At 64.5% G+C, this 23178-nt stretch carries 19 protein-coding genes; 15 read left to right on the top strand and 4 right to left on the bottom strand.

All coding sequences use genetic code 11. The features are described from left to right. Positions 1-202: 202 nt before the first annotated feature. From GSQ87_RS09555 to GSQ87_RS09570, 4 genes are all read left to right on the top strand, one after another. Positions 203-1795: a sodium:solute symporter gene (locus tag GSQ87_RS09555; RefSeq protein WP_158915237.1), complete on the top strand. Its 1593-nt coding sequence runs from the start codon at positions 203-205 to the stop codon at positions 1793-1795. Next, complete coding sequence (locus tag GSQ87_RS09560) at positions 1785-2678, top strand: N-acetylmuramic acid 6-phosphate etherase (RefSeq protein WP_158915238.1); 894 nt, start codon at positions 1785-1787, stop codon at positions 2676-2678. Before GSQ87_RS09555 ends, GSQ87_RS09560 begins: the two co-directional genes overlap by 11 nt. 1 nt (position 2679) lies before the next feature. Next, positions 2680-3414: a GntR family transcriptional regulator gene (locus GSQ87_RS09565; RefSeq protein WP_158915239.1), complete on the top strand. Its 735-nt coding sequence runs from the start codon at positions 2680-2682 to the stop codon at positions 3412-3414. Positions 3415-3659: 245 nt separating this feature from the next. After that, on the top strand, positions 3660-5483 hold the full coding sequence (locus GSQ87_RS09570; RefSeq protein ID WP_158915240.1) for a DUF885 family protein: 1824 nt from the start codon (positions 3660-3662) through the stop codon (positions 5481-5483). 74 nt (positions 5484-5557) lie between these two features. Here GSQ87_RS09570 and GSQ87_RS09575 read toward each other — a convergent pair whose 3' ends face one another. After that, entirely contained in the window at positions 5558-6475 is a 918-nt protein-coding gene (locus GSQ87_RS09575) for a LysR family transcriptional regulator (RefSeq protein WP_158915241.1), read from the bottom strand. A gap of 104 nt (positions 6476-6579) precedes the next feature. Here GSQ87_RS09575 and GSQ87_RS09580 point away from each other — a divergent pair, with 104 nt between their 5' ends. Continuing rightward, positions 6580-7299 carry an SDR family NAD(P)-dependent oxidoreductase gene (locus GSQ87_RS09580; RefSeq protein ID WP_158915242.1) on the top strand — a complete coding sequence of 240 codons (720 nt, stop codon included), beginning with the start codon at positions 6580-6582 and terminating at the stop codon, positions 7297-7299. A gap of 36 nt (positions 7300-7335) precedes the next feature. Beyond that, entirely contained in the window at positions 7336-7713 is a 378-nt protein-coding gene (locus tag GSQ87_RS09585; RefSeq protein WP_158915243.1) for a hypothetical protein, read from the top strand. A gap of 239 nt (positions 7714-7952) precedes the next feature. Here the strand turns inward: GSQ87_RS09585 and GSQ87_RS09590 are convergent, their stop codons facing one another. Together GSQ87_RS09590 and GSQ87_RS09595 are read right to left on the bottom strand one after the other, a co-directional pair. Further along, on the bottom strand, positions 7953-8720 hold the full coding sequence (locus tag GSQ87_RS09590) for a class I SAM-dependent methyltransferase (protein ID WP_174241422.1): 768 nt from the start codon (positions 8718-8720) through the stop codon (positions 7953-7955). A 176-nt stretch (positions 8721-8896) separates the two neighbouring features. Further along, positions 8897-10096 carry an acyltransferase gene (locus tag GSQ87_RS09595; RefSeq protein WP_254062855.1) on the bottom strand — a complete coding sequence of 400 codons (1200 nt, stop codon included), beginning with the start codon at positions 10094-10096 and terminating at the stop codon, positions 8897-8899. 210 nt (positions 10097-10306) lie between these two features. Between GSQ87_RS09595 and ribA the strand changes: the two genes are divergently transcribed. The 7 genes from ribA (at position 10307) to wecB (ending at position 17634) form a co-directional block, all read left to right on the top strand. Then, entirely contained in the window at positions 10307-10951 is a 645-nt protein-coding gene (gene ribA, locus GSQ87_RS09600; RefSeq protein ID WP_254062856.1) for a GTP cyclohydrolase II, read from the top strand. Positions 10952-10968: 17 nt separating this feature from the next. Beyond that, a complete protein-coding gene (ribD, locus tag GSQ87_RS09605; protein WP_158915245.1) occupies positions 10969-11934 on the top strand; it encodes a bifunctional diaminohydroxyphosphoribosylaminopyrimidine deaminase/5-amino-6-(5-phosphoribosylamino)uracil reductase RibD in 966 nt (321 codons plus the stop codon). 67 nt (positions 11935-12001) lie between these two features. Continuing rightward, positions 12002-12580, top strand: coding sequence for a cytochrome b (locus tag GSQ87_RS09610; protein ID WP_158915246.1), 579 nt, complete (start codon positions 12002-12004; stop codon positions 12578-12580). Positions 12581-12671: 91 nt separating this feature from the next. Further along, the gene (locus GSQ87_RS09615; protein WP_158915247.1) at positions 12672-14135 is read left to right on the top strand and encodes a glycosyltransferase family 2 protein; all 1464 of its coding nucleotides are present in this window, start codon (positions 12672-12674) and stop codon (positions 14133-14135) included. 208 nt (positions 14136-14343) lie between these two features. Continuing rightward, a complete protein-coding gene (locus GSQ87_RS09620) occupies positions 14344-15381 on the top strand; it encodes a polysaccharide biosynthesis protein (protein ID WP_158915248.1) in 1038 nt (345 codons plus the stop codon). Beyond that, the gene (locus GSQ87_RS09625; RefSeq protein ID WP_158915249.1) at positions 15371-16486 is read left to right on the top strand and encodes an NAD-dependent epimerase/dehydratase family protein; all 1116 of its coding nucleotides are present in this window, start codon (positions 15371-15373) and stop codon (positions 16484-16486) included. Before GSQ87_RS09620 ends, GSQ87_RS09625 begins: the two co-directional genes overlap by 11 nt. Then, positions 16483-17634 carry a non-hydrolyzing UDP-N-acetylglucosamine 2-epimerase gene (wecB, locus tag GSQ87_RS09630; RefSeq protein ID WP_254062858.1) on the top strand — a complete coding sequence of 384 codons (1152 nt, stop codon included), beginning with the start codon at positions 16483-16485 and terminating at the stop codon, positions 17632-17634. Before GSQ87_RS09625 ends, wecB begins: the two co-directional genes overlap by 4 nt. 56 nt (positions 17635-17690) lie before the next feature. Here the strand turns inward: wecB and GSQ87_RS09635 are convergent, their stop codons facing one another. Next, positions 17691-19412 (bottom strand): ABC transporter ATP-binding protein, encoded by a 1722-nt coding sequence (locus GSQ87_RS09635; RefSeq protein ID WP_158915250.1) that lies wholly within the window; start codon positions 19410-19412, stop codon positions 17691-17693. 385 nt (positions 19413-19797) lie between these two features. Between GSQ87_RS09635 and GSQ87_RS09640 the strand changes: the two genes are divergently transcribed. Beyond that, positions 19798-21963: a polysaccharide biosynthesis tyrosine autokinase gene (locus tag GSQ87_RS09640; RefSeq protein WP_158915251.1), complete on the top strand. Its 2166-nt coding sequence runs from the start codon at positions 19798-19800 to the stop codon at positions 21961-21963. 2 nt (positions 21964-21965) lie between these two features. Continuing rightward, entirely contained in the window at positions 21966-23177 is a 1212-nt protein-coding gene (locus tag GSQ87_RS09645) for a glycosyltransferase family 4 protein (protein ID WP_158915252.1), read from the top strand. The last annotated feature ends 1 nt before the right edge of the window (position 23178 follow it).

The raw sequence follows: 23178 nt of genomic DNA on the forward strand, positions 1-23178 counted from the left end.
GGGCGTTTTCATTCTCGCTGACGGCGCGCCACTGAAGCCAGCTGAAGCGACGTCCCGATGGCTTGGCTCCGGGAACACCGGGGCCAGCCATCATTCGTTTTGTCCATCCGACAGGAATTGGTAAACGCCAGCATGACCGGTCTTCGCGCATATGAAGGTCGACTGTGAGTAGATTTGATGGGTGGTCGGACTTGGAGCACACATGACCGGGCAGTTCGGACTTCTGGACTGGTGCGTCATTGCGGGATATTTTCTCGTCATCGCCTCCGCCGGCGCAATACTTAGTCGGCGGCAAACGCGGGATGCGAGAGATTATTTCCTCGGCGGCGGAGCTGTGCCGTCCTGGTTGGCCGCCATCTCCGTCCTGGCGACGACCCAGTCCGCGGCGACCTTCCTCGGCGGACCTGATTATGGGTTCCGCGGCGACTTCACCTATCTGAGCACCAATATCGGCGCCCTGCTGGCTGCTGTCTTCGTGGCCCGGGTGCTCATGCCCCGGTTCTATCGGGAAGGCGTCACGACCGTGTACGAACTGCTGGGGCGGCGCTTCGGCTCAGCCGCCATGCGGGCGGCTGGGGCGATGTTCGTGGTCGGGCGCATTCTCGCCGGGGGGGCCCGCCTGTATCTCGCCGCCATCGCCGTCTCGATGATCATCGCCAACGATGTGAGCGCCTCCAGCGTCATGGTCGCGGCGACGATCCTGATCATCGCCTCTTTTCTGTTCACCTTCCATGGCGGTCTTCGATCGATCGTCTGGATCGACCTGATCCAGTTCACGACCTACTCCGTCGCCGCCCTGGCGATTCTGGCGCTTCTGGCCTCCAAGGTGCACGCGCCGCTGCCTCAACTGCTGTCCGGCCTGACATCCACACCGGACGGCAACGACAAGCTCCGCCTGCTCGAGTTTTCCTGGAACCTGAGAAGCCCCTTCTCCCTTCCCGCGATCATTACCGGCGTCACCCTGCTCTACATCGGTAATTTCGGCCTGGACCAAGACACAACCCAACGTCTTCTGGCTTGCAAGGACGCGAGGGCGGGGTCGCGTGGGCTGTATCTTTCCGTGCTCACGACAATTCCGGTGGTGGCGGTCTTCATCGCTATCGGTACGCTGTTGTACGTCGTCTATACTCGCCCGGACCTAATGGGCGGCCACACGCTATCCCAGGCCCATCCCGGCTCCGGACACCGCGACGTCACGGTGTTTATGCGCTTCATTCTGACCCAGACGCCTCCGGGCCTGAGGGGCTTGGCTACCGCCGGCGTGCTGGCGACCGCCGTCGGCACCACCATGTCGGCGCTCAACGCCATGTCGTCGGTGCTGGTGCAGGACTTCTACCGGCCCTGGCGCGCGCGAGGGGTCCCAGCTCCGGAGTCGCACTATGTCTTCGCCGGACGCATCGGCATGGCCGTGACAGGGCTCGCCACGCTCGGCATGGCCATATTGTCCTTCTATTGGCAGCGCTATACAAACGCGCCCCTGCTGGATTTCGTTCTGTCTGTAATGAACTTCGCCTATGCTGGCCTACTCGGCGTTTATTTCACCGCCGTCTTTACGCGACGCGGTTCGGCCGCCTCGGTGATGGCGGCCCTGGGTGTTGGTTTCCTGGTGATCCTGCTACTCCAGCCCTACGTCGCCGATCGGCTCGGCCTGCCGGATACGCTTCGACGTCTCGCGTTCCCATGGCAACTCTGCCTGGGTGCTGGAGCGTCTTTCCTGACCTGCGTGCTGGGCCGCTCGAAGGTCCGCGAACAGGTCAATCCTCCTCACTTTCAAGGTGTTTTGAATGTCGACTGAAACCGTGGACACTCGTTTCGTCGAGATAGATCGCTGGCCGACCCTGCTCGCAGTGGAAGCCATGTTGGAAGGTCAACTGGCGGCCGTAGCCTCCCTCCATAGCCAACTCCGCAACCTTGCCCTGGCCAGCGAGGCGGCGGCCGAGCGACTGATGCTGGGCGGTCGCCTGATCTACGCCGGCGCCGGCACTTCCGGCCGCATCGCCGTCCAGGATGGAGTCGAGCTGTCTCCCACCTATGGATGGCCCGAGGAGCGGCTGATCTATGTCCTGGCGGGCGGAATCACGGCGCTCTCGCAGAGCGCCGAAGGCGCCGAGGACGACGAGGAAGACGCCGTCGCCCAGCTTGAACAAGTCTGCGTGGGGACGAACGACGTCATGATCGGCGTCGCTGCGAGCGGACGCACGCCTTTCACCGTTTCGGCGCTCCGCTACGGCAGATCGAGAGGGGCGTTGACGATCGGCATATCCAACAATCCTGGGACCCCGGTGCTCGAGCACGCCGAACATCCCCTGCTCGCTGATACAGGCAGCGAACTGATCGCCGGTTCCACGCGGATGAAGGCGGGAACCGCCCAAAAGGCCATGATGAATCTGTTTTCAACTGCCACTATGTTAAGGTGCGGCCTTGTCTACCGTGGTCTAATGGTCAACATGCGCGTATCTAACGAGAAATTGTCGAATCGGGCCCGAGACATCGTAAAACAACTTACGGGTGTTGACGAAGAGGCCGCTCGGGAAGCCATGGCCAAAGCGGGCGACGAAATCAAGAAAGCTGTCCTTCTGGCGACAGGCATCGATTCGGCGCAAGCCGATAAACTGTTAGTTGATAACCACCAAAACCTGCGTGCAGCTCTTGATGCACACGCCAACAGGCGATCCTGATATGCGCGAGAAACTCGCTGCGCGCGCCGACGACAGCACTCCGCTCTACCTTCAGCTCGCCGCCAATCTACGCAGACATATAAACGATGGCGGGATAGACCCAGGCAACGCCCTGCCCTCAGAGCGCGACCTGATGGAAATGACGGGCATGTCGCGGGTCACCATCCGCAAGGCCATCGAGAAGCTGATCGAGGAGGGGCTGCTTTTCCGCAAACAGGGCTCCGGCACTTTCGTCGCCCCCCGGATCGAGGCCCCGGGCTCCATCCTGAGCGGCTTCAGCGAAGACGCTCGGCGCCGAGGGGATAGTCCGGGCGTCATCTGGATGTTCCGCACCTATGCGACGCCGACTGATGAGGAAGCCACCGCGCTAGAGATCTCACAGACGACTTCGGTGGCGCGGCTTGGGCGCGTACGCCTGCTCGGCGGCGAGCCCCTGGCGATCGAACACGCCGTCGTCCCGGCGCGCTTCCTGCCAAATCTGAGTGAACTCGGAGACTCACTCTATGCTGCGCTAGGCTCCGGGGGGTTCAATCCCGTCACAGGCCAGCAGCGGATACGGGCCTCGCTTGCGACCCCGACGGAGGCCGGCATTTTTTCGATCCGACAAAACTCCGAGGTGTTGCGGATCGAACGCCTGACCCGGCTTGCAGACGGCACGCCTGTCGAGTTCACCCGGTCGGCCTACCGTGGCGATCGCTACGACTTCGTGAGCGAACTTCGCTGTCCGCCCGACTAGCATTAGGGTTGCGTTTTTAGCGCCTTTGAATCCATGGGCGTACCGGCAAGAGGGAATTTGTCGGGCGACGCTCTTGGACACTACTACGCCTACGACCCGTTGCGACGCCCCCCCAACCTCCGATCTCCCCTATTCATCGAAACCAGTTTGCGCCCGATCTCCGGCATTGGCGTAGACCGCCATCTTTGACTACCGTTCAGCAGCCTCGCGAGGAAACACCTCGCGACCTTGGGGTGAAGACCATCATGCTCGATCGTCGCCAACTGCTCGCATCCGCCGTCGCCGCAGGCGTGGCCGCCCCCGTGCACGCCGCAACGCATGCGACCGGGGCGGACCAGGGGCAAAAACTCACCGCCTTGCTCGACACGTTCTGGGCTGAGGAGCTTCAGCGCGACCCCGAGCGCGCGACCGACCTTGGGCTGGATACTGGCGCCAATGCGCCTCTGAAGCACAGGCTGAAGGACGTCAGCCGGGTCGGCATCGAAGGCGACCGGGCCGATGTGGCGCGCCAGGCGCAGGGTCTGGCCGCAATCGACCGGAAGGCGCTGACCGGCATGGACGCCGTCAACTACGACACCGTCGCCTACATGGTCGAATCCCGCCGTCGCGTGCTCGCGCTCGACATGGGCGGTACGGACGGCTTTTCGCCCTCCTGCTACGTCCTGAGCCCGATCACCGGGGCCTACCATGGCGTGCCGGACTTCCTGGAGAACAAGCACAAGGTCGAGGATGCGGAAGGCGCCGAGGCCTATCTCGACCGCATGAAGGCGCTCGCCGGGGCACTGGACGACAATACCGAGCGCTTCCGCCACGATACGGCCAAGGGCGTGGTTCCGCCGGACTTCCTGATCGACATCACCCTGACCCAGATGGGCCAGATCCGCGTCCCGGCCTCGCAGTCCCGCGTGGTGGCGAGCCTCGCCAAGCGGGCCGCCGACAAGGGCCTGCCCGCCCGCTACGCAGAGGGGGCGGCGCATCTGCACGAAACGATGATCCTGCCCGCGCTCGACCGCCAGATGACGACGGTGAAGGCGGCGCGCGCCCAGGCCGGCCACGTCCCGGGGATCTCGCGGTTCAGGGACGGCGAGGCCTTCTACGCCGCCAACCTGCGCTACACCACCACGACCTCGATGACCCCGAAGGAGGTGCATCAGCTCGGCCTCGACGAAGCCAAGGAGATAGGCGCGCGTCTTGATGTGTTGCTGAAAGCGCAGGGCCTGACCCAGGGCTCGCTCGGCCAGCGGGTGCAAGCGCTGTTCAAGGACCCGACCCAGTTCTACGCCAACACACCCGAGGGTAAGGCCCAGCTCCTGGCCTATCTGCAGGCCAAGCTCGAAGCCGTAAAGGCGCGCCTGCCGACCGTGTTCGATCGCCTGCCGCCCTACAAGGTCGAGGCGCGGGCCATACCCGCGGCGATCGATTCCGGCGCGCCTGGAGCCTATTCCGAACCGCCCTCGCTCGACGGGTCGCGGCCGGGCTACATCCGCTTCAACCTGCACGACACGGCGGAGTGGCCGCGCTGGAACCTCGACACCACCCTCTACCACGAGGGTCTGCCGGGCCATCAGCTGCAGATGGGCCTGTCCCTGCAATCGACCGAGATCCCGATCCTTCGGCGTAACATGTACCTCTCGGCCTATGGCGAGGGCTGGGCCCTGTACGCCGAGCAACTGGCCAACGAGATCGGCATGTACGACGACAGTCCGCTCGGCCGCATCGGCTGGCTGAAGGGGCAGATGTTCCGCGCCGGACGTTGCATCGTCGACACCGGCATGCACACCATGGGCTGGAGCCAGGAGAAGGCGGTTCAAACGCTGGGCGACCTGACGGGCGACGCGGTCGGCTTCACCACCCGCGAGGTCAACCGCTACTGCGCCATCCCGGCCCAGGCCTGCAGCTACAAGATCGGCCACACCTATTGGGAGGGCCAGCGCGCCCGCGCTAAGGCGGCGCTGGGCGCGAAGTTCGACATCAAGGCCTTCCACGACGCGGGCCTGTTGTCCGGCGCCATGCCGCTGGAGGTGCTGGGGCGGCGGGTGGACGATTACATCAGCACGGTGAAGAGCTAGGAAGACGACGCCAGCGTTCGGCACGTCGCCCGGTTGCGCCTAAGTCGGCTAGGCAAGAAGAAGTGTGCAGAGCGCTAAGCGCCCAACTCCGCCGTTGGCGACGTCCAGGGAGCGTCTTTCCAACTTTTCAATGCCTCCAGAAAGAGCTGTAGCCGCGCTGGTCGGAATTTCCGGGTTGGATAGACGGCATGAATATCAACCTGCTTGGACGTCCACTCTGGAAGCAATCTCACCAACTCGCCGGTCTCGATTTTCGCCTCACAATAGCTCGAAGGCAGGAAGCCGACGCCGTGCCCACGATAGACAAAGCTGCTGACGGACTGGAAATCCCGGCTAGCAATCGGGCCGAGGACGGAAATCGTTTTTCGCTTCTGCCCGCTGATCAATTCCCACTCTCCTTCATTGTTTTTAGCGTTTAGAAGCACGCAGGAATGCGATACGAGATCATCCGGCTCGACTGGCAGCCCCCTTCCCTGTAAATAATCTTTAGATGCAACAATGTAGCGGATTTGCGAACCTAATTTCTGCGCAACCAAGGCGGAGTCCTTTAAGTCGCCAAAACGAATACTAACATCAATATTCTCCACGATCAGATCGAGGAAAATATTGGTGATGAAAAGGTCAATTTTGATACGTGGATGATTATTAAGAAAATCCGAGATGAACTCCAAGAAAATGTCTTGCCCCAGGGTCACCGGGACGGACACCCGCAGCAACCCCTCGGGCATCCTTTGCGTCTGGGTCAATACTCGCTCGGCATCGACCAATAGGTTGAGCGGCTCGCTGCATTGATTGAAATAATCGCGCCCCTGCGAAGTCAGGGTTAGGCTCCTCGTTGTTCTTTGCAGCAGGACGACGCCGAGCGCGCCTTCCAGCTCTGCGATCCGGCGACTTACCGTCGAAACCGGCATGCCGAGTGCGCGCGCTGCCCGGCTGAAGCTTTCGAGCTGCGCAACTTTTACGAAGACCACGATGTCGTTCAGATCGGCCATGACGTTACTTTCTCATAAATGAGAAAGTAATTCTATATTTTTCCACCTAATCGAGAAGGCGCAAGCCGGGTAGCGTTGGTCACGTTCTCAAGGGAGTGCAGATCATGAGCAAGACAGTTATCGTTACCGGCGCGTCGCAAGGCATTGGCGCCGGCGTGGTGAAGGGTTTCCTCGACAAGGGGTACAATGTCGCCGCCACCTCGCGCACCGTTTCCCAATCTGCCGAGCTGCCACAGTCCGAGAAGCTGGTGCGGGTCGATGGCGATATTGCCGCCGCCGCCACCGCGGTAAAGGTGGTGGACGCTGCGGTCAGCAAGTTTGGTGGGGTCGACGCGCTGGTGAACAATGCGGGCATCTTCATCGCCAAGCCGTTCATCGACTATTCTGCCGACGATTTGAGCGCGCTGATCTCGACCAATGTGGACGGCTTCTTCTACATCACCCAGCAAGTGGTAAAGCAGATGCTGAAGCAGAAATCGGGCGGCAGCGTGGTCAGCATCACGACCTCCCTGATCGAAAATCCGAACGCCAGCCTGACGGCTTCAGTGCCGATGATCACCAAGGGCGGCATCGACGCCATCAGCCGCAGCCTGGCCAACGAGTACGCCAAGCATAACATCCGCTTCAATACGGTCGCGCCCGGCGTGGTCGACACACCACTGCACAAGAATAACCCCAAGGATTTCCTGAAGACGTTATCGCCTCTGGGCACGATTTCCGAGGTTCAAGACATTGTCGACGCGGTTATCTATGCTACCGAGGCCCGCCAGGTTACCGGCGATGTACTCCATGTCGACGGCGGCGCGCACGCAGGCAAGTGGTGAGCGCCTGAAAGCAGCAGGGGGATCTTGGCGCTCAAATTGGGCCGCATTCCGAATATGGGGCGGCCGATCAATCATCACGAGATCCACACGACCAAGGAGTTCGCAGTGGCCAAGTTCCTCGCCATCAACGCGGTCAAACCGTTTACGCCCACCCAGGCGGAGGCGCTCATGCGGGAGGAGGTGGAGGTCGTCACCCGGCAATACCTCGAGGGCAAGATCGAACAGTTCTGGGGACGCCAGGACGGACCAGGCGGCGTCATGATCCTCGGCACGTCGAGCCGCGAAGAGGCGCAATCCTGGCTCGAGGCGCTGCCGCTGACCCGGGAGGGCTTTCTGACCTACGAACTGATCCCCATCGGCCCGCTCTCGCAGCTGAACGTACTGCTACAGAAGACATCCCCCGCGACTAGGTGATAGCGTGGTAGGCCGTGGGGGCGCCTCGCCCGACTGTATTGACAGATTAACTCGCCGTGGCAGGCTAAGATGGTCTGTCGCGAGCGGTTGAATTTAGGAAAATCGTTATCTCACCTATTATACCGCCTCCAAATGGCGAGGCAGCCGAGGAAGGGCGGATTCATCACCTAACTTGTCTGTTCCTGAGGGCGCGTCGGGCGGAGCCGACGGCTCCGCCCGTATTTTAGCGGCGCTTGGCGTCAGGCCTTGGGCTTCACGAACCGATAGGCGAAGCGGTCGGTCTTTCCCTTGATGGCCGGGTCGAAGATCTTGGCGGTCTTCGGGTCCTCGGGATTGGCCAGCACCTTGCTCTCGCCTTCAAAGCGGAAGCCGGCCTTCTCGACCTCGGCGCGCAGGGCGGCGGGATCGATCCTGTGTAAGTCTTCGGTGTTCTTCAGACCCGAGCCAGCCGGCGCAGCGTGGTCGACGATCACGTATGACCCGCCGGGCTTCAGCACGAAGAAGACCGCCTTGTTGAAGGCGTTCACGTCGGCGCCCTTCATGAAGCTATTGTGCATGTCGTGGTAGTTCTCGAACGTCCAAACGACGTCCATCGTGTTGTGGAAGTCGGCCGGGGGCTCGTCGCCCAGAGGCTGGGACACCTCTTCCACATTCTCGCGGCCGGGTTCGGCGGCCATAGCCTTGGCCACGCCGACGGGATCGGACTTGAAGCCGGCGATCTCGGCCGGAACGTAGGCGTAGACGTGGCCCTTGGGACCGACCGCCTTGGAGAAGATGCGGCTCCAGTAACCGCCGCCCGGCCAAACATCCATCACCACCTCGCCGGGCATGATCCGGGCGAAGGCGGCCATCTCGGCCGGATGGCGCGAGGCGTCGAGCTTGGTGTCCTTCTCGGGCCGCCCTGCGTCGGCGACGGCGGCGGCGATGTTCGGCGAGGGGGTCTGGGCGACGGCGTGCACGGCCGTCAATCCCACGATCGCCGCGGCGGCGGCGAGGCGAAGCTTCATTGTTTTGGCCCTTTCAGTGGCGGGACGCATACGGCGTCCGGTCGAGCTTACCGTCAAGCTCGCCTCGAGCTTTTACCGTGGGTATGCGACGGGATTTATGTCCGGTGCGCGCCTGTATCTGAGCCCCCGGCCCACATACGAGCTGGAGATTCGGCGGCGGCTGGCCGCGTTCCCCCCTATTCCGACCGGGCCGGCTGAGATGACGTAACGCCTCGCGGCCGCAGTTTCAGCAGCTGGGCGTTGAATGCGAAGAGTTTGGGCTTCAAAGCCAAACACTTCTTCTCGACGAAGCGCCAGGACAACAGGGCCACGCCGCCCGTCGCGAGCGTCGTGAGAACAAAGTTAACGTACCATATCCGCGCGGCCGGAAGCGTGGCGATCAAGGCTTGGGCTATGGGGAAGCCGTACAAGTACATCCCATACGAATAGTCGCCCCCGTTGATAGGCCACACTCGCTTCGGATTGAACGTTCCGAGAAAGATCGTCGCGTACGCCAGCGGAATCGGTAAGTATTGCACCATGTGTGGAATAGCGGCGGCGGCCGCCATCGCCACAAGTGAGAGTAGAAATATCCACGGGCTCCAAGGAATACGGTCGCGATACAGATGCATGGCGACGCCCCCCAGGAAAGATGTCGCAACCAAGCCATGACGGTAGTCTTTTATGCTCAAAAGCGGCAGCCAGGCTTGGAAAAACAGGATTAAAAGGAGCGAGACAGCTAAGAAGATCGCCCTGCGACGGTAGATCCCAGCCAGGCTCAATCCGAGAAGCATCAGATAGCAACTCAATTCATATGGTATCGTCCAAAGTTGGATATTCACAAATTGATATGGATTTTTAACGAATACGCCTGGAAGAAAATAATGAATACCACCGAACATATTCAGAAAATATGCGCGAAATACTGGTGATTGAAAATAGGCGTGCAGCGGCAATGTGGTCAGCGCCGCACCGAAAATCGTTGCTGAGAGTAACGTATCGAGGGCCAGCGCCGGAAAAATCCTGAGCACCCGGAATCCAATAAAATCGAGAAGCGATCTCGCTCGATCCAAACTGCCGGCGACAAGAAAACCGCTCAGAGTGAAGAACATCGGGACGATGGAGATGTCCCATACATTGAATGGGCGGTGGGTCAAGATCCACAGAGCGGGGGTGCGAGAACTGAATTCGAGGCTGTGAAAGAATATCACCGAGAGTGCAAGGCCGAAGCGCATATAGTCAAAGCCGGACGGCCGCATCTGCGCATCAATCAAACGTTGTTCGATCGATGGAAAGACACGTCGGCCAGAACCGAGGTGTGCGCCTACCCTCGCCAACCATCCAGGCTTGCGCCACTCGGGCGCAGCTTCGCGGCCACCACCTGGAAGGTCGATCACAGCGCCCAGTCCCAACGTCGCGGGGTCATGCCGAGATATCCTTTACCGCGGCCTAGCCCCGCCATGTCGAGCGTCTGTGCGGCTTGGCGGCTCCAGCGTTCAATCGGTCGACGTGAACCTTGCCGCACACCATCGGCACTAACGGTCTCAAGGTCGTTGCATTTGATCCCGCGCCGGCCACCAGATTGCAGAACGACAAAGACCGTCTTGATGCAGAAAGCTGTTGCGTCCTCCTTTCATCGTCTCAGTCTGGTCGAGGAGGTCGCTCGCGCCGACCTGCCGTCGGCCTATACGGCGGAAGGTCTGCTCATGCGGGCCTTTCGCGGCCTGGCGGACGGGGTTGAGCATCTGGCCTTGGTCCGAGGCGACCCGGAGCCCGGCGCCCTGGTGCGGGTGCATTCGGAGTGCCTGACCGGCGATGCGCTCGGGTCGCTGCGCTGCGACTGCGGCGAACAGCTCCGCGCCGGCCTGCGCCTGATTGGCGAGAACCGCAGCGGCGCGCTGATCTATGTCCGCGGCCATGAGGGGCGCGGGATCGGCTTGGCCAACAAGGTCGCCGCCTATGAGCTGCAGGACCGCGGTCTGGACACCGCCGAGGCGAATACCGCGCTGGGCTTTGCAACCGACGCACGCGATTACCGTGTGGCGGCTGAGATCATCCAGGCGCTCGGTCTGGACGACATCCGGCTACTGACCAATAATCCGTCGAAAGGCGTGGCGCTGAAACGGTATGGAGTCAGGGTGCGCGAAGACGTTCCGCTCGTCTTGCCGTCGAACCCGCACAACGCCCATTACCTGGCGACCAAGCGCGACAAGATGGGGCATCGGCTGCCCACCGGCGAGGCTGGCGGATGATCGGACGCGCCAGCAGGGTGGCTGACGCGTTCCGCCTCGCCCTGGAGGAGGCCCACACCTTCGTCGGCGCCACCGCGCCCAACCCGCCGGTCGGCTGCGTGCTGCTGGACGCGGTTGGCGAGGTGCTCGCCAAAGCCGCCCATGTGCGGGCCGGCCAGCCCCACGCCGAAGCCGCCGCGATTGCGGCCTGCCGGGCCGCGGGTCTGGTTGAGCGCATTCACACCGCCGTGGTGACGCTGGAGCCCTGCAGCCATACCGGGCGCACGCCGCCCTGCACGGAGGCGCTGCTGTCGACGCCCGTTCGCGCGGTCTGGATCGGCGCGCTCGACCCACACCCGCGCGCGCCCGGAGTGGGCTTCGCGCGCCTGGGGCAGGCTGGGCTGGCGGTGGCCATGATCTCGGAGCTGGACCATCCGGATGCGCCCGAACTCGCGCGTGCGGCCGGGCGGCTGATCGCGCCTTTCGCCAAGCTGTCGCGCACCGGCCGTCCCTGGGTGCTGGTCAAGACGGCGCTGGACGTGCGGAGCGGCATGATCCCGCCTCCTGTCGCAAAGACATTTACCTCACCGCAGTCCTTGGCTCACGCCCATCGGCTTCGGCGTGGCTGCGAGGCGATCATCACCGGCTCGGGCACTGTCCTGGCCGACGATCCGACCTTCACGGTACGCCACGTCGCCGACCATCCCGGCCGGCGTCGGCGGCTGGCGATCCTGGACCGGCGCGGCCGAACCCCCGGAGCCTACCTGGACGCGGCCGCCGCCAGGGGATTGGACGCCTCGCTCCACACCGACATTCCCGCATTGCTGGACAAGCTCGGGGCCGCAGGCGTGCTTTCCGCCTTGGTGGAGGCTGGCCCCACCGTGCGCCAAGCCTTCCTGGATGCGGAGCTCTGGGACGAGGAGGTCGTCTTTCAGCGGAGCGCGCTGCCTGGAGATCCGGACCGCGTCGAGGTTCGTACGCGCCTGGCCTCCGCCCAACCTTAACAGCGCCAGTATCCCGGCGCCGAAAGACAAAGATGGATCGCATGACGACCACGGATGGAGACGCGCGATGACGTCCCGCTCAACCGCTCGCTACACAGGCATGGCGATGGTCCTGCATTGGGCCATCGCGATCCTGATCGCGATCAACCTGATCCTAGTCTGGTTCGCGGACAAGTGGCCGCAGGATTGGGTACGGCCGGCCATCGACACCCACAAGTCGATCGGCATCACCGTTCTTGGTCTGGCGATCATGCGCCTCCTATGGCGGGCCACGCATCCGGCGCCGCCATTGCCGGACGATTATCCGCGCTGGGAGCGCAAGGCCGCCCATGCCGCCCATATCGCCCTGTACGTCCTGATCTTCGCCATCCCGCTGTCGGGGTGGCTACACGATTCGGCCTGGAAGGACGGCCCGACCCACCCGATGAAGCTGTTCTGGCTCGCCCCCTGGCCTCGCATCCCGCAGATCGCCCATCTGCCTGCAGTTCCCAAGGAGCACTTCCACGACCTGCTGTTCGCCGTCCACAAGGCGCTGGCCTACGTACTCTACGCCCTGTTCGGCCTGCACGTCGCCGCAGCCCTGAAGCACCAGTGGATCGACAGGGAGCCGGAACTCCAGCGCATGCTGCCGGGCAAGCATCCCTGAGCCTGCCCAATCGCGAAGCCGGGATTGAAACGACGGTCCTCCCAGCCCGCCGTTCGCCCGCTCTCGCCCGATCTTCCAACCGGAACACCTCATGGCAGACCTCCAACAATTCGCCCGCGCCGTCCCCGGCCAGCCCGAAGACAGCCTGGGCAAGGCGCTGACCGCCCAGTCGCCGCGCCGCTCGCCGCCGCCCACGCCTCTGGCCAGCCGCGCCATCCACATGGGGGTGCTGGTCCTCTGGGTTTTGCTGCTGGGCGCGCCGTTTGGACTGCACGGCGTGTTCGTCTGGTCCGCCGGGCTGTTGTACGTCGCCTACGACACCCTGTTGCTAGTCCTCACCTTCTGCCTGACGCTGCCCCTGCTCGTGCGCCGCACCCCCTCCCCCAGGAGCGGCTCGAAGGTGTCGCTGGCTGTGATCGTGGCCGCCAAGAACGAAGCGCTGGTGCTGCCGGCGACGCTATCGGCGCTGCTCTCCCAGTCCGAGCCCCCGGATCGCATTCTGATCGTCGATGATGGCTCGACCGACGCCACGCCGGAAGTGCTGGCTAAGCTCTATGGCCTTAGGCCGCCGCCGCTGGGCACGATCGAGACCAGCCACCCGAAGATCCACTGGCTGAGGTTGGCCGGCGGCGGCAAGGCGCGGGCGATGAATACCGCCCTCCCCCTGCTGGACGAGGACATCGTCCTGACCGTGGACGCCGACACCCTACTGCAGGCCGACGCAATCGCCGTGGTGCGCCAAGCCTTCGCCACCGAGCCCAACTTGGTGGCCGCAACCGGCATCTTGACCCCGGTGTGCGCCAACACCCCTTCCGGGCGTGTGTTCGAATGGTTCCAGACCTACGAGTATATCCGCAACTTCCTGTCGCGTTACGCCTGGATGCGGCTGAACAGCCTGTTGCTGATCTCCGGCGCCTTCGCGGGCTTCCGCCGCGCCGCCGCCCTGGAGGTAGGGGGCTTCGATCCGGATTGCCTGGTGGAGGACTACGAGCTGATCCATCGGCTGAAACGCTACGGCGTCCTGCATGGGCGGAGCTGGACCACCCGGGTGCTGGGGGGAGCCCAGGCGCAGACCGAGGCCCCGAGCACGCCGCTCGCCTTCCTGCGCCAGCGGCGGCGCTGGTTCGGCGGCTTCCTACAGACCCAGTACTGGTATCGCGACATGGTCGGAAACCGGCGCTACGGCGCGCTGGGCCTGGCGATGCTGCCGGTCAAAGCCATCGACACCTTGCAGCCGGTATACGGCCTCACCGCCTTCGTGCTGCTGTGCACTTACCTGGCCCAAGGCAGGCTTTCGGTGCTCGCGCCCGTGGGTGGCGTGATCGGGGCCAAGATCCTAGTCGATTTCTCCTTCCAGCTCTGGGCGCTTTATCTGTATCGCCGCTGGCTGGGCGACAAGTCCGCCGGCTCGTTTGGCCACGCCTTCCTCGCCTCCCTGATCGAGCCGTTCACCTTTCAGATCCTACGCCACATCGGCGCCATCTGGGGCTGGGCGGTTTTCTTGAGCGGTCGCCAGACCTGGGGCAGCCAGAAACGGGTCGGCGCTCTGACCTGAGCCGTAGTCCGCATGAAACCCAGTCTCAGGAGCACCGCGCCGCGACAAGCGTCGGCGTGGAGGCTGGCGTTCCGAAACGTCCGTCCACGCCGAATGAGCGCGGCGCGGCTGCGCGAAAGTTTAAAGCCCGATGAACGGCTCCGCTGCGAGCCGGTACCCACCGACCGGAGCCGTTCATCGGGAACTGCGAAAGCTGTCAGCACACGCCATGCAGGACTTCACTGGCCGGACGCTGATGATCACCGGGGGCACCGGCTCCTTCGGCTCGACCATCCTGCGTCATTTCCTTAGCCTACCTATCGCCGAGGTCCGGATCGTCAGTCGTGATGAGAAGAAGCAGGACGACCTGCGACAGAGCTTCGGCGATCCGAGGATAAGATACCACCTGGCCGACGTTCGCGATTTCCGCGCCATGGAGGCCCTGACCCGCGGCGTCGACTTCATCTATCACGCCGCCGCCCTGAAGCAGGTCCCGTCCTGCGAATTCCATCCGGTGGAGGCGGTGAGCATCAATGTGCTCGGCGCCAACAATGTGCTGGACGCCGCCATCCGCAACGGCGTCAAGCGCGTGGTCTGCCTGTCCACCGACAAGGCGGTCTACCCGATCAACGCCATGGGCATGTCCAAGGCCTTGATGGAGAAGGTGATGGTGGCCAAGGCCCGCGAGGCGGCGGGCTGCGGCACGGTTATCGCCGGGACCCGCTACGGCAATGTGCTGGCCTCGCGCGGGTCGGTGGTGCCCCTGTTCATGACCCAGGTGCGGCGAGGCCAGCCGATCACCCTGACCGACCCCGGGATGACGCGCTTCGTCATGACGCTCGATGAGGCGGTGAAACTCTGCCTCTACGCCTTCGAGCATGGTGAGAACGGGGACCTGTTCGTCCAAAGGGCCGCGGCGGTGACTCTGGAGCGGCTGGCCCGCGCCGTGCTGCTGGTGATGGGCCGGCCCGACCATCCGGTGCGCGTGATCGGCACGCGCCACGGGGAGAAGCGGTTCGAGACCCTGCTCAGCCGCGAGGAAATGGCCTTTGCTGAAGATCACGGCGAGTATTTCCGCATCGCTCCTGACAATCGCGATTTGAACTACGACGCTTACATAAGCACGGGCGAGATCAAGGTCTCACGCGCTGGCGATTTCAATTCCGACAACACGCGCCAACTCAGTGTGACGGAGATGGCGGATATCCTGCAGAAACTGCCATATGTTCGCGCCTTCATTGCGGGAGACCTCGCAGATGCTGCCTAATACAAGTACAGCCGTGGTGACGGGAGCTGCAGGATTCCTCGGCCGCAACCTCGTCGTCCGTCTCGGCGAGACCGACGCTCGCGTGCTTCCACTCACGCGCGAGACGTCTCCCGAAGACGAGGACCGGATGATTGCGGCGGCCGACGTGGTCTTCCACCTGGCCGGGGCGATCCGCCCGACCGATCCGACCGAGTTCACCCGCACGGAGGCCTATACCCGTCGGGTCGCCGATGCGATCGCCCGGAGCGGACGGCGGCCGCTGGTGATCGTTAGCTCTTCGATCCGCGCCGGCGACGACACCGACTACGGCCGCAACAAGCGCGCCATCGAGGAAACGCTCCTCGACCTCTCGCGCGACGGACGGGCGACGGTCGCGGTTTGCCGCCTGCCCTGCGTGTTCGGCAAATGGGCGCGGCCGAACTACAACTCGGTGGTCGCCACCTTCTGCCATAACCTGGCGCGCGGCCTCCCGATCCGAGTGGACGATCCGGCGGCTCCCCTGATGCTGCTCTATGTCGACGACCTGATCGATCAATGGCGCGCCCTTGTTGCGGCGCCGCCGACCCAAAGCGGCATGGTGGAGACCGGCGCGATCCATCAGACGACGGTGGGCGAGGTCGAGAGCCTGGTCCGAGGGTTCGCCTCTGGCCGCGCGTCGGGGCGGGTCGGCTCCGTGGGCTCCGGCCTGGAGCGTGCGCTCTACGCCACCTTCGTCGCCGCCCTGCCGGCCGAGGAGTTCAGCTATCCGCTGGCAGCCCATACCGATGCGCGCGGCAGCTTCACCGAGATGCTCAAGACGCCCGCCAGCGGCCAATTTTCATATTTCACGGCGCATCCCGGCGTGACCCGCGGCGGCCACTACCACCACAGCAAGGTCGAGAAGTTTCTGATCGTGCACGGTGAGGCCCTGTTCCGCTTCCGTCACATCGTAAGTGGCGACGCTCACGAGATTCGCACCTCGGCCGAGCGTCCGATGGTGGTGGAGACCGTGCCCGGCTGGACCCACGACGTGACCAATGTGGGCGACGGCATGATGGTCTCTGTGATCTGGGCCAATGAGGTATTCGACCGCGAGCGACCCGACACCGTGGCGATGACGCTGTGATCGGCCGCAAACTCAAGGTCATGACCATCCTCGGCACGCGGCCGGAAATCATCCGGCTGTCGCGGGTGATGGCGGCGCTCGATCGCACGACCGAGCACGTGGTGGTCCACACCGGCCAGAACTATGACGACGAACTCAACGCCGTCTTCTTTCGCGATCTCGGTCTGCGCGCGCCCGATCACGTCCTGGACGCCGCCGGCGTCTCGGCGGCGGAGACCATCGGTCAGGTCATCGTTGCGGTCGACCGGGTTCTGGCGGCGGAACAACCGGATGCGGTTTTGGTGCTCGGCGACACCAATAGCGCGCTGGCGGTGATCCCGGCCAAGCGGCGGCGTATCCCCATCTTCCACATGGAGGCCGGCAACCGCTGCTTCGACCAGCGCGTGCCCGAAGAGATCAACAGGCGCATCGTCGACCACACGTCTGATATCAACCTGCCCTACTCCTCGATCGCACGCGAATACCTGCTGGCCGAGGGCTTCCCTCCCGACCGGGTGATCAAGACCGGCAGCCCGATGTTCGAGGTCCTGAACCATCAGCGGGCAGCCATCGAAGCGTCGGACGTGCTGTCGCGCCTGGGCCTGGTAGAGGGCCGCTTCCTGCTGGTGAGCTGTCACCGCGAGGAGAACGTGGACAGCGACCGCCAGATCACGCGGCTGGTCCAGACCCTCGCCGCCGTCGCAGCGCGCTATGACGAGCCTGTCGTGGTCAGCACCCATCCCCGCACACGCAAGCGTATCGACGCCCTGGGCCTGACCTTCGATCCCCGGGTGCAGCTGCTGAAGCCCTTTGGCTTTCTCGACTACAACGCCCTGCAATTGCGCGCCCGCGCGGTGCTGTCGGACAGCGGCACCATCAGCGAGGAGTCGGCGATCCTGAACTTCCCGGCCCTGAACCTGCGCGAGGCCCATGAACGGCCCGAGGCGATGGAAGAGGCTGTGGTCATGATGACCGGGCTCGATCCCGAGCGCGTGCTGCAGGGGCTGGAGATCTTGGAGAGCCAGGGCCGCTTCGAAGCCGCACGAGGCGGGACGCGTACGGTGCACCTGCCGGCCGACTACGCGGCGCCGGACGTGTCGGACAAGGTCGTCCGGATCATCCTGTCCTACACAGACTACGTCCGGCGCACGGTCTGGCGGGAGGCGTGACGCCCTGCCCGAAGACGTCGGCAAGCGTTACGGCTTGCTGGAACGACGCTTCGATTTCAATGGTTTGAGCGCGTCGTCGAGCTGAACACCAGGTCCGGTAGTTCCAGGAGTTCGTCGCAGAAGCGCAGGCTCTCCGCCCGATGCGCGACCATCAGTATGGTGGCTTGCGGCCGCAGGGCCGCGATGGCCCTCAGGATAGCCTCCTCGCCCGCCACGTCGATGGCGTTGGTCGCCTCGTCCAGCAGGAATAGGCGAGGTCGGCGCAGAAGCGCGCCCGCCAAGGCCAGCCGCTGCCGCTCTCCGGCGGAGAGGAGTGCGCCCCGGTGCCCAATGCGCGTATCGAGCCCTTGCGCCAGGCGCTCCAACAGACGCCGCACCCCAACGGCTTCCAGGGCCTCCATCATGTCGGCGTCGGACCGCCCCGGGGCTGACCAGGCGAGATTGGCCCTGACCGTATCGTTGAACAGGAAAGGGTCCTGGGCGACGTAGGCTAGCCGCTCGCGATGTCGGGTCAGAACTTCACCGCAGAGCCTTTGTCCAAAGGCGTAGACGGCGCCTGATTGTGGACTCAGGAGGCCGGCGGCGAGATCGAGGAGGGTGGTCTTGCCCACGCCCGACGGTCCCACGACGCCGACGAAGGCGCCGGTGCGGATCGCGAGGCTCGCCCGGAGCAGCTCCGGCCTGCGACCACTCGCTGGATCATGACTGTAGTCCACCCCGACGAACGCCAGCGCCGCGTCCCCGTTCGACGAGGAGGGCGCTGAGATCAGGGCGGCGGACGCCCGCTCGCCCGGTGCAAGCTCGGCCTCGACGGTCAGGATCGCCGTGTACCCCGGCAGGCTGTGCACGATCTGCTGGACCCCATGCTGGACCGTCGCGGCCAGGGCGCCCATGCGCGAAAGCACCACGAGCAGGGTGATCAGTATGGGCGCGGAGAGGTGGAAGACCTCCACGCCGACGAACAGGGTCAACGCCCCCGCCAGGGCCGCACCGCCCGATGTCAAACTCCTGAGGGTGGACTGCAACGCCTGGAATTGCACCCGATCCCGGACCGAACTGGCTGCAGCGGCCGCGTAGCCGGCCACAAAGCGTCCCTCCAGGCTTTGGGCGAGTGCGAGCTTGAGACCGCCCATGAAGGCCGTGGCCCCCTCAGCCATGCCGACATGGGCTTCGATGATCGTCCGGCCCAGGGCCTTGGAACGGTTGACGTAAAGTCGGCTGATCATGCCCGCGCCTATGGCGAAGACGATCGCCACCAGCCCGGCCAGGGGGGCCAGAACCAGGGCCAGGATGCAATGGCCGACCAACATGGCCAGGGCGACGGCGGCCAGCAGCCCCGCACCCGAGGCGACGCCGACCTGGTGGATTTCGACGCTCAGCGCCTGCAGGACGCGCGCATGATTGGCCCCCGCCACCGCCGGCCAGCCCGCCGAAGCGAGCCGACGCACAAAGCGCAGCCGGACGTGCTCGACAAACTCCAGCTGCAGGACCTCTGTCGCCCGGTCACGCAGCTGCAGTACACAGGCCCTGACCAGCATAAGCGCCGCGAAGACTGAAAGCAGGATCAGCAGCCGCCAGGCGGGGGGATAGTCGCCAACGAGGGTCTCGACGAGGCGCGCCAACCGGCCGCCGCCTGGGCTGGATTGCGGTCCCATCACCAGACCCAACACCGGCACCAGGAACAGCAGGCCCAGACCGTCGAAGACGGACCCGAGGGCGATCAGCGCCGCCGCCGCCGCGGCGCGCCAGCGGGCGAAGGCCAGAAAGGCGCCGATCAACGCCGCGCTCTCCGCACCCACGCCCGACGGAATTGAAGCGCCAGGGGCACGTTTTGGCATCGGTTCTCGGCCTTTGGGCGCCGGCGCGGCGTTGATCGGCGCCCGATACCGTTAGTCTCGTTCCAGAGGCTTCAGGTTCATGCGAGCCGGAGATCGACGCTCGCCGCCGCCGCGGCGTGGAAGGCAGCCGCGCTTTTGAACTCCCAGGCCGAAGGTTGGAACTGACCCGGGAACCGCCGAAGTGGCGTCCGAGGGAATTCAATGGTCGCGGTACGCCACGCGCGAAGAGCAGCTCGGATCTGGGGCGGCCCTGTTCAGGCAGGGCCTCGATCTCATTCCCCCCGAAGCAAGCCGGCGTTGGCCCGCCCCTCCCGGAGCCCATCTGATGAATAGCATTTCGCCGCAGATGCTGCGTGTGGCGTCAGGCGCCGTCACCTTGGCGACGTCCTCTGGCCTCATTGAGGATCGAGGGCCTGGGCGTCCGCTCTCCCTGAAACGGCTTCTGCACATCGTTCTCCGCTGGCGCTGGGTGTTCATCGGCGGCGTTGCCAGCGGCGCCGTACTGGGTGTCGTCGTCACCTTGCTTACGCATCACCAGTACACCTCGACCGAACGGCTGCAAATCTCACGAGAGACGGCGCAGGTCGTAAACATCGGCGCCATCTCGCGCGACGTTTCCATCGGCGACCAAGAATTCTACCAAACCCAATATGGTCTGATGCGTACGCAATCCCTCGCCGAGCGCGTGGCTCGCGACATCGGCGTGATCGACGATCCGGCCTTCTTCAAGATGTTCGGTAAGAGCGATGCATTCGCGGAGACTTCGGGAGCGGCGAACCACGTCAAGCGTACCGAGGCCGCCGGCCTGATCCTGCTGGCTCACGTCGTCGTGGCCCCCACGCACGGCTCCAGCCTGGTGGACGTCGCGGCGACGACCCCGTCACCGGAGTTGTCGGCAAAGCTCGCTCAGCGTTGGAGCGAGGATTTCATCGCCAGCACCCTGGAGCGCCGGCGGGAAGGGTCCGACTACGCCCGCCGATATCTGGAGACCCGGATCGATCAGCTTCGCGAGAAGCTGGAGAGTTCCGAGCGCCGGGCCGCGGACTACGCAGCGGCCCAAGGCATCATCGACCTCCCCACGACCGGCGACAATTCGAAGGTCCCAGGCGCCGATCCCGACCGAGCCCGGTCGTTGGTCACGGACGACCTCATCGCGACAAACTCCGCGCGTAATGGGGCCGCCGCCGAGCGCATCCAGGCGGCCAGTCGCCTGGCCGCGGCCAGCGACCAGCCTGGCGCCAGCGCCGACGCCCTGAACTATCGAGCCATCGGCCTGCTGCGCGACAAGCGTGCCGACGCCGCCGCCGACTATGCCAAGGCGGTGGTGCAACTCCCCGCCGGCGATCCCGCGACCAAGGCGGCCCATGCGCAGGTCGAGGCCCTCGACACGGCGATCCAAGGCGAACAGAACCGCGTGCGCACGGCGTTGCAGCAAACCTACCAAGCTGCATCCTCGCGGGAGAAGGCGCTCACCCAGCGGGTCAACGCCCTGAAAGGTTCGCTCGCCGACCAGCGCCAACGCGCGATCCAGTACAACATCTACCAGCGCGATGCCGAGACCAATCGCGAACTCTACGAAGGCCTGCTTCAGCGCTACAAGGAAATCGGCGTCGCGGGCAGCGCCGACAACAACAATGTCGCCGTGGTCGATGCGGCCAAGCTGCCGAGCAAGCCCTCCTCTCCGCACCTCACGATCAACATTCTCCTGTTCACCCTGGCCGGCGGCGCTATAGCCCTCGCGGCCATCGCGGTCCTGGAAAAGCTCGAAGACGGGGTGGCCGAGCCCGAGGAATGTTTGGAAAAGCTCGGCTTGCCCCTGTTGGGCGTCGCGCCCAAACTCAAGGTGCAGACGCCGCTGGAGGCCATGAGGGACCCACAGTCCCCCCTTGCCGAGTCCTACCTCGTCGTTACGGCCAATCTGAAACTTGCGGCCTCGAAGGGCGTGTCCCACTCCCTCGCCGTCCTCAGCACCCGGCCGAAGGAAGGGAAATCGACGACCGCCGTGGCCCTGGCGCGGGGCCTTGCCCGGGCCCAGCGCACCGTGGTCCTGGTCGACGCCAGCCTTCGCTCGCCGTCGATTCACGCCACCTTCGGGTTGAAGAACACTTCCGGCGTCAGTGATTTCCTGATGCACGGCGACGACATCGAGACCATCCTGCGCCCGACCGAATTCAAAGGCCTGTCGGTGGTCACCGCCGGCGCCCGGGCGCCAAATCCTGCGGACCTGCTGATCGGCGACGGACTGGCGCGGCTGGTGCAAGCGCTACAGAACCGGTTCGACCACGTGATCATCGACGGCCCGGCGGTCATCGACCTCGCCGACGCCCCCCTCGTCGCTTCGGCGGTGGAGAGCGTCATCTATGTCGTGGCGAGCAGGTCGGTCCCAGCCGCCAGCGTCCGCGCGGCGCTGGGTCGGCTCGACAGGGCCCAGGTGTTGGGCGGCGTGCTGACCATGTTTGCGACCAACCCCGTAGCCGGACGGCGGCGCTGAACATGCGCATCCTGTACCTGACCCAATGGTTCGAGCCGGAATCCCATGTCATCAAGGGCCTGAAGTTCGCCCGCGCGCTCCAAGCCGCCGGGCACGAGGTCACGGTGGTGACTGGATTTCCGAACTATCCGACAGGCCGGCTCTATCCGGGCTATCGGCTGAAGCCGATTCAGCGCGAGTGGATAGAGGGCGTCGAGGTCGTGCGGCTGCCGCTTTATCCGAGCCACGACGCGTCCGCGTTTCGCCGGTCCTTGAACTATCTGTCCTTCTTCCTTTCGGTGCTGACCTATCTCTTGGTCCATCGCGATCGCTTTGATCTCGCCTACGTCTATCACCCGCCCATCACGGTCGGACTGGCCGCCGCGCTCTCCGGCCTGGTGCGACGGCTTCCGTTCGTGCTGGACATCCAGGACCTCTGGCCAGACAGCCTCGCCGCCACGGGCATGACGGGAGGGCCTCTGCTGATGCGTCTGGTGGGAGGGCTCTGCGCCTTCGTCCACTGGCGCTCCAGCGCGATCGTGGCGCAGTCGGAAGGCATCCGGCGGGTGCTGATCACGCGCGGTGTGTCGGCCGAAAGCTTGGTCACGATCCGCAATTGGGCCGACAACGAGCCCTGTCAGTCCGGCCTGCCAGCGCCCCTCGTCCCCCGACGCTTTGTTGTGGTCTATGGCGGCAACCTTGGTCGGGCCCAGGGACTTGAGACGGTGCTCCAGGCGGCTGCGCGCCTACAGGATCATCGCCCGGATATCCTGATCCGGCTTTACGGCGATGGCTTGGAAGCGTCGGCGCTGAACGCCTATGCGCGCGAGCTCGGTTTGCGAAACCTGGAAATCCATCCCCGTATCGCCAAGACCGAGATCAACGAGGTGTTCGCCCGCGCCGACGCCCTTCTGGTGCACCTGACCGACCATCCCCTGTTCAAGATCACCCTGCCTTCCAAAATCCAGGCCTATCTGGCAAGCGGCCGCCCCATTGCCGCAGGTCTCGCCGGCGAGGCCGCGCAGCTTCTGACCGAGTCCGAGGGGGCGCTGGTGGTCGCGCCCAGCGATCCGGGGGCCTTGGCCGAAGCCCTCGCGGCGCTCGCGGACACGCCGAGCGAGGCCCTGTTGCAGATGGGGCTGAAGGGCAGGACCTACTATCAGCGAAATATGGCTTTCCAGCAGGGCGTGCACCAAACCTTGCGCCTGCTCGAGGGTACTCACTTGGCGTCATGAC

It is taken from the genome of Caulobacter sp. S45, from assembly GCF_009765965.1.
Lineage (GTDB): Bacteria > Pseudomonadota > Alphaproteobacteria > Caulobacterales > Caulobacteraceae > CAHJWH01.

Coding starts and splice junctions, on each gene's coding strand:
- GSQ87_RS09555 (WP_158915237.1), top strand. CDS start 203: ATGACCGGGCAGTTCGGACTTCTGGACTGGTGCGTCATTGCGGGATAT.
- GSQ87_RS09560 (WP_158915238.1), top strand. CDS start 1,785: ATGTCGACTGAAACCGTGGACACTCGTTTCGTCGAGATAGATCGCTGG.
- GSQ87_RS09565 (WP_158915239.1), top strand. CDS start 2,680: ATGCGCGAGAAACTCGCTGCGCGCGCCGACGACAGCACTCCGCTCTAC.
- GSQ87_RS09570 (WP_158915240.1), top strand. CDS start 3,660: ATGCTCGATCGTCGCCAACTGCTCGCATCCGCCGTCGCCGCAGGCGTG.
- GSQ87_RS09575 (WP_158915241.1), bottom strand. CDS start 6,475: ATGGCCGATCTGAACGACATCGTGGTCTTCGTAAAAGTTGCGCAGCTC.
- GSQ87_RS09580 (WP_158915242.1), top strand. CDS start 6,580: ATGAGCAAGACAGTTATCGTTACCGGCGCGTCGCAAGGCATTGGCGCC.
- GSQ87_RS09590 (WP_174241422.1), bottom strand. CDS start 8,720: ATGAAGCTTCGCCTCGCCGCCGCCGCGGCGATCGTGGGATTGACGGCC.
- ribA (WP_254062856.1), top strand. CDS start 10,307: ATGCAGAAAGCTGTTGCGTCCTCCTTTCATCGTCTCAGTCTGGTCGAG.
- GSQ87_RS09610 (WP_158915246.1), top strand. CDS start 12,002: ATGACGTCCCGCTCAACCGCTCGCTACACAGGCATGGCGATGGTCCTG.
- GSQ87_RS09615 (WP_158915247.1), top strand. CDS start 12,672: ATGGCAGACCTCCAACAATTCGCCCGCGCCGTCCCCGGCCAGCCCGAA.
- GSQ87_RS09620 (WP_158915248.1), top strand. CDS start 14,344: ATGCAGGACTTCACTGGCCGGACGCTGATGATCACCGGGGGCACCGGC.
- GSQ87_RS09625 (WP_158915249.1), top strand. CDS start 15,371: ATGCTGCCTAATACAAGTACAGCCGTGGTGACGGGAGCTGCAGGATTC.
- GSQ87_RS09640 (WP_158915251.1), top strand. CDS start 19,798: ATGAATAGCATTTCGCCGCAGATGCTGCGTGTGGCGTCAGGCGCCGTC.
- GSQ87_RS09645 (WP_158915252.1), top strand. CDS start 21,966: ATGCGCATCCTGTACCTGACCCAATGGTTCGAGCCGGAATCCCATGTC.